The following is a 12,164-nucleotide window of genomic DNA, read 5'->3' on the forward strand; positions in this document are numbered from 1 at the left end:
GTTATAATTTTTGTTTGTTAATGTTTGTTATTTCCTTTATCAATCGTTTTGCCCTTAGTGTGGTAAAGCACACGGTCGGGGCGGTTTTATTGTCCGTTATGAGGACTTTTACTATTTGCCTAATCCATTCAGCAGGGGCGTTTATTTCGCTTTGACTGAGGTGGTCGGCGTATTGCATTCCGTCGGCTTCGTAGATAACCAACAATGGGAGGTCTAAGCCTTTGAGCTTCGGGAGTAGCTTTTTTAATTCCTTTTGCTCGGTTGCCCTTTGCTTTTGCCTTGCTTGGGTTCTCCGCTTCCCGTTATGGTGGTTTTTACATTTCAACCCGCAAAATTTGGCGGAGGCTTTTTTATTTTTCAGTTCTTTTTTGCAATTCATACAAATAGATTTTTTCGGCTTTTTTTTCTTACTTTTTTCTTTTCTTTCATTAAGTATTTTTTTACTTGTATTTTCTAACAAATAAATATTAGAATTATTAACCTGTATTATCCCTTTATCTAAATGGTTAAATCGTTCCCTTTTTTGATTTTCCAAAGGTTGCACACTCTCAGAAATTCCGAACGCATTTTTTAGCTTATTCCATTCGGTTAAATCGTTCCCTTTTTCGGGGGTGCTTTCCGTTGCAAGTTTTAGACACTGGGAATAAATAAGCTCGTTAATTATTGCCTTTGTATCGTTTCTGTTTCCATACTTTGCCCTTAACTTGCTTAGCGTTTGGCGCGCCGTGTGGTATTGCTTTTTATTTAGGTCTATCCAGTAAAGCGGATTAAAGAAATACAAGTATTTTTTTTGCTGGTGGGCTTTCATTAGCTTGTATTTTAGCCCTTTTTCTAAATAGACTATATCACGCCACACGCTTAACAATATCCCCGATAAACCCGCCCAAACGCTCTTATTTTGGAGGTCTGCAAGTGTTTTTATTTCTAAGTTTTTCACAAACGCCATTTTTTTAACGCCAATCTCAAACCTCATAAGCTGGGAGGGTTTGCCCGTTTGCTGGTGTCCTTTATCGTATATTTTCACCCTATATTGCTGAAAATCAAAGACCAACCCTAAACCTTTGCCCTTTTCGGTATATTGTCCGAAAGTATGTTTTTTGTAGGCTTTGATATTCTCCAATACCTCCCGAACTGGGACGGGGAGCGAAACATTTACACCGAACTCAAACCCTCTTAAAATCGCATTATTTGGCTTTGTTTTTAATTCGTCTAACTGGTCGCAAGTGGTTAAAAAGTTGCTATAATCATAGTCAAATGCGTTATTTTTCCCATTATTGAAATACTTAGGTAACGACCCTCTAAGATTGCAGAAAGTCCCCGTATTACCCGAGATAATAGACAAACGCAAACCCTTTAAATCAGCATATTTGTTATTATGCGGTATTTCCCCAGTGGATAAATCCGCCCACGCCCGAAACGACAAATTTTTATTATTTGTCCAGTCGCTGGGGTTGAGGTTGCACAATATTTTAACGCCGTCTATCATTTCGGGGCTGGGGTTTATTCGGTTTCTAATTCTATGGTTAAAAATCCTTCTAATACCTTTTGCAATTCGGCTATTTTTAGCCTTATTATTGCTTCATAAATAGGACTTTGTAAGTCCTTAGACTCTTCCCATAATACGGGTAATTCGTCCAGTAGTTTTTTAATCGTTTCGGCGTTCGTTGTCTTCATGTTGTGGGTAGTTCATTACTCGGTTATGGTTGTACTCGTCTGCTCTTTGCTGGGCAGTTTCTATCACTTCGGAAGTCCCACGCCCGTAGAGATGAAAAACATTGCTAAATATTTCGCTTTCTATTTCCTCGCTTTGCTGTTTGAGGGCTTTTAGCTTTCTTTCGGTTTCCTCTATATCGTGGCTTAGAGTTCTTGACATTTTACCTAACTGGATAAGGCGGAGCGTTCTTTTCTTTAAAAATTGTGTGTAATGTTTCATTTTTATTTGTTTTTAAATGGGTTAGCAGGGTTATTGTTAATGGTTGCCATTACTTCGGCTTCTTTGTATCGTATGCGGTTGCCTATTCGGTAAGCTTTTAAAAGTCCCTTTTTTGTCCAGTCGTGGAGCGTTGGGAGGGTTATTTTTAAAAGTTCTGCGACATCGCCACGGGTTAAAAGTTTTTCGGAGGTATCGGCTGAGGTTTCCGCCTTTGCCTCTTTTTCTGTTAGCGCATTAGTTAGCATGTCCAATTTTTCTGTGAGGGTGGTTATATCTAACCCGTTGACCTCGATTTTAATAGCTGTCATATTTTTGCTGTTTTTTATTTTCTTGGGGCAAAGGTTAAAAATGATAAAGCACGAAAAAACCCCTAAAAAAAATTAGGGGCAAATTTTTAGGGGCGTATAAAAACCCTATAAATAAAGGCTTTGGCTGATGTTTTAGTATTAAATTTATTTTTTTGTTTTTGTGGTTTTTTCTTTTAAAAAAGTTATCCAATCTTTTAATAATACTTCGGTATTTTCGCAATATTTAGCCCGTCCGTCCGACACTTTTAGATTTATATTATCTGCGAGGGTGGTTTTTGCAGGGGCGTTCTCAAATAAAGCTAATATTTGGGCTTGAAAATCTGAGGCGTTACCCTCAATAATTCCACGGTTAAATAGTACGCCAAACAAAGTGCCTAAGGTCTGTTTATTAGAGTTCCATTTAAACGGCTTCTTAGGAATAATCGGAGCAAACGGCTGAGGTTCGGGCGGTTGCTTTTGGCTTATCTCGTTTATTTTTATTTGTAAGCAATCAAAAATAATAGCGTTTATTTCGTTTCTTAATAGTAAATCAGCTCTACCCTCGTCTAAAATATCCCTATGATATGTATGTTTTTGGTCTATTAAATAACAAATAGCCTCATATATATCTGTTTCCGCCTTTTTATCCGCTTCTTTTAATTTATCATCTAAATAAATTTGCAATTCTGTTTCCCTTTTTATCGAAGTCCAAACATCAACGCCCAAAAATAGGCTTTCATTTCTATCAGCTTCTATATAATCTAAAAAGTGGGCAAAATATTTGCCCCATTCTTCGGGGGTGGGCTCTCGGTGTTTATTTGCATTAACCCAAACACTCTCTATTTTTTTCGTCCATTTCCTCAGTTCTTCCCGCTTTTGTATAATATCGGGGTTATAAAACGCCTTTTCTAAGTTTATATAAGTTTTATTAAATATTTGCATTGAGTAGCTGGGGGACGAATATTTATTATCTTTTTTAACACCCTCGTTATTTCTGTAAATTTCCCTAATATCTATCATCTTTAAATATCTTTTAAATTACTTTTAAAACTGGTTTTAATCCTTTTTCTTCGGCGCTTCGTTTGTAGAAGTTTCGTAATACCTCTGCATTTTCTGAGGCTGTTTTTTTGATATAATTTAAAAACATTGCTTCGGTTGTGTGTCCTGTAATCGCCATAATTACGGGGGTGGGGATTTGCCCATATAGATTAGTAGCAAATGAACGCCTACAAATATGGGAGGTCATCAGCTCGTATTTTGGGTAAAATCCCGACACTTTGCGGGTCGTTCCCTTATCGTCTATGATTTCCATTTTTGCCCCTTTGGTCAGCTCATCAAAACCTATTGTTTGCCCTATCTCTTTTATATACTTATTAAATTTTTGGTCGCTTATTGCTTTCGGGAGGTTGCCCCCTCTCTTTTCCAGTGTGTGGGCTATTTGCTCATTTATAGGAATTTCGGCTATTTTACCCGTCTTTTTAGCTTGTATTCTTATCGTATCATCTTTGATATGGGACAAGTCTAAACGCATAAAGTCGCTAACCCTTAGCCCTGTATTTAGCCCTATTATGAGTAAATCTCGGGCGTTGTCTAATCTCGGGTTATCTCCAAAATCATAATTAAATATTTGGTCTATTTCCTTAGTGGTCAAATAAATATCGTCTGTTTGCTCTTTTGGCTTTACAAATTCTTTATGCTTGTAGTCTTTGGATACTGGTAACCCCTCAAAATCAATACTCCCACAAAAGAATTTTATATATTTTATGATATTCCCTATTGTATTTTCTGAGAGTTTTTTAATATCTCTGCAATACCCTACAAAATCCCAGTAAAAAGATAATGTAATATCGGAGTGTTTTAAATTCGTCTTTTTGTAAGCTTCATAATCTAACAAATGGTTTAGCATTGTTTGATATGCTAAAATAGTGCGGGGGCTTAGCTTTTTACCTCTGTTCAGCTTATTAGGGGCGTTCTCTACAAACTTTTTAACCCATTCCACAAAATACACTTTTTCGAGTTGGCTATCATCTACACGATTAAAAAAAATAGCGACTTTCTTTTTTAGCCATTCGGCATTTATTGTTATCTCGCTATTAAATTCAATATTATAGGTTTCTGTTATATACTTTTTTAACTCTAACAATTTTGTATTTATAAAATCTTTGTCTATTGCCTCTACTTTATTTTTTACTTTTTCGTTTTTGCTATCCCAGTAGTTGTAATTTATCTGCACCCCCGTTGAGGTGGTTAAATCTATCTTTTTACTTTCCCAAAGTCTAATATAAATTTTTGATATTGGATTTTTTCGCTTTTTTATAAAATATAGCACTTTCATAGCTTTAAAACTTTATGCGAATTTACAAAAAATCCCGAATATGTCCCGAAAAACCTTTAATTTATCTTTATTTTACTTTATTTCTCTTTTCTTTTAACACCCCTTAAATACTGGCTTTAACCCCTACAAACAAAGATAATTATAACGAATTTCATAAAATAGGATTTCGTCCCTGTGGGTCTACAACCACACCGTAATAACCCGATGATTTTTCAAAGGGTTTTTGTTTCAGCAATATTCAAAAAAAGCAACCCGAAAAAAAAGGACAAAAAAAAGACCGAAAATCCTTCGGCTTTATATACTGCATCTATTATATTCTCATTTTTTGATGATTTTTTTTATAAACCACCAGCCTATTAAAACCGCTAAGAGCCACGCCCCAATACCTAATGGCCCACGCTCCAAAATCCCCCCTATAGGATACACTATAAAAAAATATAACGCCCAATACCGCTATGATTTTAATAATATTCATTGTCATTTATTTTGAAAATTGTTTTAATGGAAATATCAGCTCTTCTCCAAATCTCTCGGCTCTTAATTTTACCTACACTATTTGCCACAAAATCCACAACACCACTTTCTTCTATTGCATTGTCTATGAACGGCGTTCCCTTCATCTTAAAATAATGAGCTTTAAAACGATAAGCCGTATCTTTGGGCTTATGGCGTTCTCTTGTCCCTCCGCTTCTAACGGTGTCTACACCATAATGCTGTACAAACCCGTGTTCTGGCATGCGAATAGCCAGACTCCTCATAAAAATCTGCTGGTTGCCGTCTTTCTTCTTACCATATTTTTTGGTTCTGGCTTTTGCATAGGCTTCTTTTAACGAATCCTTAGCATCCTGATGATAATGTTCCTTAAAACTTTTCGTTCTATTTCTAAGGGCTGAAGTCAGCATCTGCTCTGCCTTTTTGGCTATCATTAGTTCGTCTCTGTATTCCATATCCCAAAGATAAGAAAAAACCGGTATCCGAAAAAAGGACATACCTGCGATCAGCAGACTAAATTGTTAAGTCTGCTGACTGCTAAGTCTTTCATAGAGAACCCAGAGGAAAGCCTCTATTTCGTCTCCGTTTTCATCTTGGGCTAAGCCTTTCTCTATTTGAAATCCTGCATCTTTTAGGACTTCATAGACATCGTGCTCCCCTATCGGTTGATGAGGAATCACGCCTCGGAACATTGCCAAGAGCTTAGCCGTAGAAGCAAATATTCTATTTTCTTCTTCCCCTATTGGCCTGTAATACCGGTGCAAAAGCTCCAGCATTTCTTTTTTATAATCTTCCATAGCATTATTTTAGAAAGTTAATGAGTTTCTCTGTTTTGTCAGGATGTTTTTTAATGATAAAACTTAGCTTCAAATAGCTTTTCAACATACTTACTAAAAACTCGACTTCATCCTCTTGAAAATATCCGCCTACTTCTATTGAGTCCATTAATTCAAAAATGTCTTCTTGTATGGGATAATGTTCCATGAAACATGATTCATTAGTCAGCCAGTTTGCAAGTTTTAACTCAAAAGAGATATCTGTAGATCTATTTGTGTCCATTACGCATCATGTTTTAGGTTGTACATCCTTATCATATTGTGATAAGCCGCTTCAAACGATGCTCCATAGGCAAAGGCAGAACGCCCTGTAATCTTAGAACGGAACTCTACTTTGTAAGCTCCGGTTTCTATCCTCTGGGCAAACAGGTGGCCTTGCTTCTCCTTTACAAAGGTAAAGGCTTTTCTTGGATAAGACTTGATGAAAGATTGAACTTTTTCACTTCTTCTTTTTAGTAAGAACCTTTTCCATCTTCGGTTTTTAGTGGTTTTGGTAATGTTTAGCATTTTTATATAAATTTAAAATTGTTGCAAAAGCAAAATCCCCCGATGGTGTGGGTGTCGCTAAACATTACCAATCAGAAAGATTAATAACCACACTTCACGGAGGAAGATTTTTATTTCGTAGAAGTAATATCAGATTATTTCTGATGGTAATATTTAGCACTGCAAATATATAACAAAAAAAATAATCCACCAAAAATCTGGTGGATTATTTTATAAAAAAGCCCCACCTATATGGCGGGGCTTAATAGATAACATTCAGAATTGTCAATTTAAAACATTATAAAGAAAAGGCTATTAGCTCTTCACCCAGACTGTGCAGGGCGGTTTCTATCTTCTTTTTAGTCTGCTCTCGGGGCGTAGATTTACCCATAATGTAGTGGTGCAGCTGTTTTTGGTTAATACCTGTTAAACGCTCCAATGCAGGCATCGTAAAGATTTTTCCGTAATATTTCAGAAAGCTCTGCGTATCGTATTGGTAAATCAAATTATACTCCATATCTTCAATATTTCCTAATTCTTTTTGAATCTCTATACAATCCAAAATTCCCTTTTTTAGTTCTGCTACCGTGCTGCCTCCGGCGGTTACACCTTCCAAATTTTCAGCATAAGCTCCCAGATGATCGCTTGACGCTTCTACTTTAATGATAATATCCATAGCTTTTATTTTTTTAGTTAAGGGAGGGGCTTATTTTAAGCCCATCTCCCGAATTATTTTTTTCTTAATCCTTCTCCTATCTCTTTACTTCCGTGAAAAGGAACCGGATAGGTTTTTCCGTTTTTTTCGTAAATGTAGTGGCTGCCCTCCGAACGAACTTTTACCCACCCATTTTTTTTAATCTTTCGGTGAAATTCTGAATACTTCATTTTGTATTGTTTTAAATTGACGTTACAAAGATAACTATTTAGTTATTACCATGCAAGTTTTTCAGCAACTTTTTTATATTTTTTTCTTCTGGACTACGGACAAACCTTATCCAAATCCTTCCAGTCGTCGGGGTTTACTTTCAGCCACTGTGGGTTCTTGAGCTGGAAAGATAAAAAGCCCCACCTATATGGCGGGGCAGAGTGTTAAAAAAAAAATAGTTTCTACGAAACTTTATCCTTTAAAATTATCGGCTGTTTTTCGTATTCTTTCTGAGAGGTCATACAATGCACCTCTAAATTGTTCAGCTTCTTCCGGAGTAAATCCGCCTTTACCTCCATTTCCATCTATTTCTGAAATTTTATTGTGAATCCAAGAAACTGATTTGCCAAAGTATTTGGTAGAAATTTTTGCCCAAGATATATCTACAAGAATATCTTCTAATTGCTTTCTGTATGGGACTTTTTTACTAATATTAACTTCCATATTTTCTATTTTTAAAAGTGAAAATACCGCCCGCTTTGAGCGGTATTTTTTGTTTTTTACTTTTCTCCTGCCATCATCTTTTCAAATAACATCCGAGCATAAAACTCTAAATCGATGGATGGATTGTGTTTTGATTTAAGATAGTTCCTAATGGCTTCTATCAATTCCTTTTCTTGTTCTGTTAGTTTCATATCTTCTATTTTTTTTAACACTACAAAGATACTGTAAATTTTTACAATATGCAAGTTTTTGAACAACTTTTTTATGTTTTTTTTCTTCCGAACTATGGACAAACCTTATCCAAATCCTTCCAGTCGTCTGGGTTTACTTTCAGCCGCTGTGGGTTCTTGAGCTGGAAAAATAAAAAGCCCCACCAAAATGGCGGGGCAGGGTGTAATAAAAATCAGCAAATATGTTTTACTGAATACCGTTTGCAGCTTTTCTTATTCTTTCTGAAAGGTCTATCAAAGCCCCTTTTAGTATCTCTTTTTCTTCGGGGGTAAAATCAGCGTTAGCTTCTCCATTAAATCCCTTTCCATTCATCTTTTTAGAAAGCCATGAACGACTTTTTTTAAAGTATTGTTCAGAAATTTCCCCCCAAGATATTTCAACAATGATATCCCAAAGCTGTTGTTTCATTGTCATTTTGCTTTCTGGTTGTTTTGTTGTTATTTCCATAATGATATTTTTTATACCCCCTCTGAGAGGGGGATGTTTTTATTTTTTTTGGTAGCCTAAGTCCATTAACTCGTCAAGTAAATCTTGGATTTCAGCTTTCAACATTCTCGCACCATTTGGATACGCTTTTCTGTAATTTCGAATGGTTTCTATTAGCTCCCATTCTTCTGTTGTAATTTGTTTTGTTACCATATTTTTGACTTTTATTACACTACAAAGATAATCAATTTTTTTTGATTATAAAGTTTTCAATCATTTTTTTTTGATTTTTTTTCTTCCGAACTACGGACAAACCTTATCCAAAAGAGCAGTATGTTAAATAGATAATTTATAAGCTAAAAAGTAATAGTAAAACATAGCTTTGGTTTGTCTACTCAGATATATTTTGTGCGGGCTATCCTCCGAAGCAAAAACTCTACTCATATAGCTTTTATCCAATCCCAAATGAGTAATTACATCTTTCCTTTTTAAGTTTAAGATATTCATTTGTTCTTGTATCCACTCTGTTGTAATTTGGTCTAAATCGTAAGTAAATGCATCCATAGCATTAGTGTATAAAAACATAAATCAATCCTAATAGAACCAAAATAATAAAGACAATTTGTTCCACGCTTAAACTAAACCGGATATGAATATCCTGCTCAAAAGGCTCTCTGGAAAAGATATTTTTCAGCAATTTTATAAAATCTTTCATTTTAGAATTATTTTTATAACTTTGCCCTTTAGGAAGTAAGGGGGACTTAGCCCCCTTGTTTCAGAATAACAGATTTAGTAACCTCTGTTTGATTCTGGCTTTAAGTTTCGTTACAAACTTAAAGCCTTTTTTCATTCTTCTGAAACTGATTTTTAACTCAAAATCAAACTTCATAAAAGAAAAATTAAAGGGTTAAACTTAAGAACTTCTACTCTGTCACTCATTGACACTGCAAATATATAACAATTGTTTTAATTACGAAAACTTTTTATATTTTTTTTCTTCCGAACTATGGACAAACCTTATCCAAATCCTTCCAGTCGTCGGGGTTTACTTTCAGCCGCTGTGGGTTCTTGAGTTGGAAAGATAAAAAGCCCCACCAAAATGGTAGGGCATACCGTAAAAAAATAATCTAAAGTGTTGAATTAAAAATTAAAGTTCTACGGACAAAAGTTCTTTCCCAAATTCATGCAAAGCATTTTCTATTTTCTTTTTTTGTGTTTCACGAGGTTTTTTAAGCCCTGAAGCATAATGATGTATTTGTTTTTGATTAATTCCAGTAATTTTTTCAAAAGCTGGAGCAGAAAGTATCTTTTTATAATACTGTAAAAGACTTTCTGTATCAAATTTATATGCTATTTTATATTTACTATTTAATTCTTTTGGTGGATTTGAAGTCATTTTTAATGTTTCCAAAGCATCTAAAACAGACTCCTTCACTTCCTCTACTGTGTCTCCTACAGCATAAATTCCGTCTATATTTTCAGCAGTAGCCCAAAAACTTCCATTTTGGTCTTTTTCAATAATTATTTTAATCACTTTCATAATTAATCTATATTTTTTTGTAGAGGGGCTTTTTACAGCCCCATTTTTTTAGTTAACATTTTACTTAAACCACTTGGCATCTCTTTCGAACCATGATTGGGAATTACAACTTCTTCACCATCTTTTATCCAAATTTCATGACTCCCTTTTCCTTGTCTTGAAAGCCGCCAGCCATTTCTCTTGGCTTTTTTAAAAAATTCACTATACTTCATAGGCTTTAATATTTTAATTCAACGATACAAAGGTAACTATTTATATACTTATATGCAAATTTTTGAACAACTTTTTTGTTATTTTTTTCTTCTGGACTATGGACAAACCTTATCCAAATCCTTCCAGTCGTCGGGGTTTACTTTCAGCCACTGTGGGTTCTTGAGCTGGAAAAAAAAATCCTACCTAAAAAGGTAGGACTCACAGCATTCAGAATGTTATAAAATGTAATAATCAAACAAGATGAACGCTTTTTAGTTCGTCTGCAAATTGATATAGTGCAGTTTGTATTTTCTCTGCCGTTTTTTTACTTGGATTTCTAAACCCTTGTATATAATGACTTAGTTGTGATTTGTTAATCCCTGTCAACTTACTTAAACCAACCAGAGATATAAATTGATTATAGTATTGTAAAAACGCTGTTAAATCATATACATACTCAAGCTCTGTTAGTTCTTTGAACTCTTTTCCTTGCTCAGCATAAACCTCCCTTATCTCCTCATAAGTGTTTTTAAAATCCTCTAATGCCTCTTCTACTGTATCACCCTGCCCTAAAACCATATAATTGATAGGTGTACCTTCGTGGGTACGTACATCATATGTACCATCTATTCCCTTTTCTATAATTATCGTAGCTTTCATAATATTTTTTTATTTTTTTACAGGGCTTTTATTTAAGCCCTGCTTTTTTTAAGATTTCATTTAATGTTCCTTTTTTACTTCTTCATTTTCGTGTCTTCCAGTTGGGAAAGTTTCTCCTGTCTTAGGGCTAAACCAAAGAGGATGTTTCTTTCCTTCTCTCACAACATAGCACCCTGCTTTTTTTAACTTCCGTTCTAATTCTGAATACTTCATTTCTCATTGTTTGATTATTACACCACAAAGATAATGATATTTTTTTGAATATCAAAATATTTTCAAAACTTTTTTCTAACAAACTCTATCCAAATCCTTCCAGTCGTCGGGGTTTACTTTCAGCCGTTGTGGATTCTTGAGCTGGAAAAAAAAATCCTACCTAAAAAGGTAGGACATAGTAGTAGTTATATCAATATAACTACCGTTATGAAATCAAGTTTTTTTCTTTTAAATTCTTAAAGATAATAATTCATGCCCTAAAGCGTGAATAGCATTTTGTATTTTAAGCGTCTGTTCCAAAGATGCTGCAGCTTTTCCTGTCTTGTATTGCCTTACCAATGACTCGTTAATACCTGCTTTTTTAGCAATCGCAGATACTTTAATTTCCTTTATTAAATTGAATATAGAAGATATATCCATTTTATAAATGAATTTTACATCTTCATAATCTTGTGCATAAGGTTCTTCAAATTCTTTGGCCAAGTCTATATTATCGGCAAAAGCCTCCTCAAAATTAGCTTTTAATTCTTCAAATGATTGCCCAAAGGAGCTAACGACTCCTTCAAAGTTCTGAGATGTTCCCCAATAGATTCCATCTTCGTGCTTCTCTACAAAAACTACAATTTCTTTGCTCATAATAATTCTAATGTTATAAAAAATTTATATTTAAGTTCATTAAACAGGAGGGCTTAGAGCCCCGCCTATTTTAAAATGGATTTTACTGTCTTGATTGGAATATCCTTTTTAGGATGTGGAATCGTAACTAATCCTTTTTTGCTTGGATGTTTGAAATGATGATGACTCCCTTTTGTCCTTACCAAATACCAGCCATCTTCTTCAACCATCTTTATTAATGAACTTGATTTCATACCACAAATATATATAACATTTTTGTTATATACAAATATTTTTATAACTTTTTTGTTATTTTTTTATCTAACAAACTCTATCCAAATCCTTCCAGTCATCAGGGTTTACTTTCAGCCGCTGTGGGTTCTTGAGCTGGAGAGACACTTCTACCCCAAAAACACCCACGCCCTCCAGCTCTACCGGACGAATCTCCACCGAGTTTTTGATGAAAGAATTGTATAGGATATGCTCCGTATTATTGCTATCCAAGCGCATACGCCCCACTACTTTGAGGGCTAACTTTTCGGCGTTATC

At 34.8% G+C, this 12,164-nt stretch carries 26 protein-coding genes; all 26 read right to left on the minus strand.

The features are described from left to right. Position 1: 1 nt before the first annotated feature. Entirely contained in the window at positions 2 to 1,486 is a 1,485-nt protein-coding gene (locus BLS89_RS08935; RefSeq protein WP_092737638.1) for a hypothetical protein, read from the minus strand. Between the two features lie 14 nt (positions 1,487 to 1,500). Further along, the gene (locus BLS89_RS10725; protein WP_176763288.1) at positions 1,501 to 1,674 is read right to left on the minus strand and encodes a hypothetical protein; all 174 of its coding nucleotides are present in this window, start codon (positions 1,672 to 1,674) and stop codon (positions 1,501 to 1,503) included. Then, positions 1,646 to 1,933, minus strand: a complete 288-nt coding sequence (locus BLS89_RS08940) for a hypothetical protein (protein ID WP_092737640.1) — start codon at positions 1,931 to 1,933, stop codon at positions 1,646 to 1,648. Before BLS89_RS08940 ends, BLS89_RS10725 begins: the two co-directional genes overlap by 29 nt. A gap of 2 nt (positions 1,934 to 1,935) precedes the next feature. Then, positions 1,936 to 2,178: a helix-turn-helix domain-containing protein gene (locus BLS89_RS08945; protein ID WP_176763289.1), complete on the minus strand. Its 243-nt coding sequence runs from the start codon at positions 2,176 to 2,178 to the stop codon at positions 1,936 to 1,938. A gap of 207 nt (positions 2,179 to 2,385) precedes the next feature. Then, positions 2,386 to 3,240, minus strand: a complete 855-nt coding sequence (locus BLS89_RS08950) for a hypothetical protein (protein ID WP_092737644.1) — start codon at positions 3,238 to 3,240, stop codon at positions 2,386 to 2,388. A 13-nt stretch (positions 3,241 to 3,253) separates the two neighbouring features. Further along, on the minus strand, positions 3,254 to 4,555 hold the full coding sequence (locus tag BLS89_RS08955) for a tyrosine-type recombinase/integrase (protein WP_092737646.1): 1,302 nt from the start codon (positions 4,553 to 4,555) through the stop codon (positions 3,254 to 3,256). 310 nt (positions 4,556 to 4,865) lie between these two features. Next, the gene (locus BLS89_RS10730) at positions 4,866 to 5,030 is read right to left on the minus strand and encodes a hypothetical protein (protein ID WP_176763290.1); all 165 of its coding nucleotides are present in this window, start codon (positions 5,028 to 5,030) and stop codon (positions 4,866 to 4,868) included. Further along, complete coding sequence (locus tag BLS89_RS08960) at positions 5,017 to 5,502, minus strand: hypothetical protein (protein ID WP_092737648.1); 486 nt, start codon at positions 5,500 to 5,502, stop codon at positions 5,017 to 5,019. The genes BLS89_RS10730 and BLS89_RS08960 overlap by 14 nt, the downstream gene beginning before the upstream one ends. Positions 5,503 to 5,568: 66 nt before the next feature. Further along, complete coding sequence (locus BLS89_RS08965; protein WP_092737650.1) at positions 5,569 to 5,844, minus strand: hypothetical protein; 276 nt, start codon at positions 5,842 to 5,844, stop codon at positions 5,569 to 5,571. Between the two features lie 4 nt (positions 5,845 to 5,848). Further along, positions 5,849 to 6,106 carry a hypothetical protein gene (locus BLS89_RS08970; protein ID WP_092737652.1) on the minus strand — a complete coding sequence of 86 codons (258 nt, stop codon included), beginning with the start codon at positions 6,104 to 6,106 and terminating at the stop codon, positions 5,849 to 5,851. Further along, positions 6,106 to 6,390, minus strand: a complete 285-nt coding sequence (locus BLS89_RS08975) for a hypothetical protein (RefSeq protein WP_092737654.1) — start codon at positions 6,388 to 6,390, stop codon at positions 6,106 to 6,108. The genes BLS89_RS08970 and BLS89_RS08975 overlap by 1 nt, the downstream gene beginning before the upstream one ends. Before the next feature lie 277 nt (positions 6,391 to 6,667). Continuing rightward, complete coding sequence (locus BLS89_RS08980) at positions 6,668 to 7,045, minus strand: HicB family protein (protein ID WP_092737656.1); 378 nt, start codon at positions 7,043 to 7,045, stop codon at positions 6,668 to 6,670. A 53-nt stretch (positions 7,046 to 7,098) separates the two neighbouring features. Then, positions 7,099 to 7,254 (minus strand): type II toxin-antitoxin system HicA family toxin, encoded by a 156-nt coding sequence (locus tag BLS89_RS08985; protein WP_092737658.1) that lies wholly within the window; start codon positions 7,252 to 7,254, stop codon positions 7,099 to 7,101. 232 nt (positions 7,255 to 7,486) lie between these two features. Next, a complete protein-coding gene (locus tag BLS89_RS08990; RefSeq protein WP_092737660.1) occupies positions 7,487 to 7,738 on the minus strand; it encodes a DUF5053 domain-containing protein in 252 nt (83 codons plus the stop codon). A 56-nt stretch (positions 7,739 to 7,794) separates the two neighbouring features. After that, a complete protein-coding gene (locus BLS89_RS11245) occupies positions 7,795 to 7,929 on the minus strand; it encodes an ArsR family transcriptional regulator (RefSeq protein WP_143017758.1) in 135 nt (44 codons plus the stop codon). A 226-nt stretch (positions 7,930 to 8,155) separates the two neighbouring features. Beyond that, a complete protein-coding gene (locus tag BLS89_RS09000; RefSeq protein WP_092737664.1) occupies positions 8,156 to 8,416 on the minus strand; it encodes a DUF5053 domain-containing protein in 261 nt (86 codons plus the stop codon). A 39-nt stretch (positions 8,417 to 8,455) separates the two neighbouring features. Continuing rightward, the gene (locus BLS89_RS10735) at positions 8,456 to 8,608 is read right to left on the minus strand and encodes a hypothetical protein (protein WP_176763291.1); all 153 of its coding nucleotides are present in this window, start codon (positions 8,606 to 8,608) and stop codon (positions 8,456 to 8,458) included. 123 nt (positions 8,609 to 8,731) lie between these two features. Then, entirely contained in the window at positions 8,732 to 8,959 is a 228-nt protein-coding gene (locus BLS89_RS09005; protein ID WP_092737683.1) for a hypothetical protein, read from the minus strand. A 4-nt stretch (positions 8,960 to 8,963) separates the two neighbouring features. Further along, on the minus strand, positions 8,964 to 9,110 hold the full coding sequence (locus tag BLS89_RS10740; RefSeq protein ID WP_176763292.1) for a hypothetical protein: 147 nt from the start codon (positions 9,108 to 9,110) through the stop codon (positions 8,964 to 8,966). A gap of 432 nt (positions 9,111 to 9,542) precedes the next feature. Next, entirely contained in the window at positions 9,543 to 9,935 is a 393-nt protein-coding gene (locus BLS89_RS09010; RefSeq protein WP_092737666.1) for a type II toxin-antitoxin system HicB family antitoxin, read from the minus strand. Positions 9,936 to 9,967: 32 nt separating this feature from the next. Further along, the gene (locus tag BLS89_RS09015) at positions 9,968 to 10,147 is read right to left on the minus strand and encodes a type II toxin-antitoxin system HicA family toxin (RefSeq protein WP_092737668.1); all 180 of its coding nucleotides are present in this window, start codon (positions 10,145 to 10,147) and stop codon (positions 9,968 to 9,970) included. A gap of 232 nt (positions 10,148 to 10,379) precedes the next feature. Then, the gene (locus tag BLS89_RS09020; RefSeq protein ID WP_092737670.1) at positions 10,380 to 10,787 is read right to left on the minus strand and encodes a type II toxin-antitoxin system HicB family antitoxin; all 408 of its coding nucleotides are present in this window, start codon (positions 10,785 to 10,787) and stop codon (positions 10,380 to 10,382) included. Positions 10,788 to 10,847: 60 nt separating this feature from the next. Beyond that, positions 10,848 to 11,000, minus strand: a complete 153-nt coding sequence (locus BLS89_RS09025) for a type II toxin-antitoxin system HicA family toxin (protein ID WP_245688967.1) — start codon at positions 10,998 to 11,000, stop codon at positions 10,848 to 10,850. Between the two features lie 228 nt (positions 11,001 to 11,228). After that, on the minus strand, positions 11,229 to 11,636 hold the full coding sequence (locus tag BLS89_RS09030) for a hypothetical protein (protein WP_092737672.1): 408 nt from the start codon (positions 11,634 to 11,636) through the stop codon (positions 11,229 to 11,231). 65 nt (positions 11,637 to 11,701) lie between these two features. Further along, positions 11,702 to 11,869, minus strand: a complete 168-nt coding sequence (locus BLS89_RS09035) for a type II toxin-antitoxin system HicA family toxin (protein ID WP_092737674.1) — start codon at positions 11,867 to 11,869, stop codon at positions 11,702 to 11,704. A gap of 67 nt (positions 11,870 to 11,936) precedes the next feature. Further along, positions 11,937 to 12,164 (minus strand): hypothetical protein (locus tag BLS89_RS10745; protein WP_176763293.1); only part of this gene is annotated, 228 nt, incomplete at its 5' end.

The sequence above is a fragment of the Riemerella columbipharyngis genome (genome assembly GCF_900101995.1).
GTDB classification, from domain to species: domain Bacteria; phylum Bacteroidota; class Bacteroidia; order Flavobacteriales; family Weeksellaceae; genus Riemerella; species Riemerella columbipharyngis.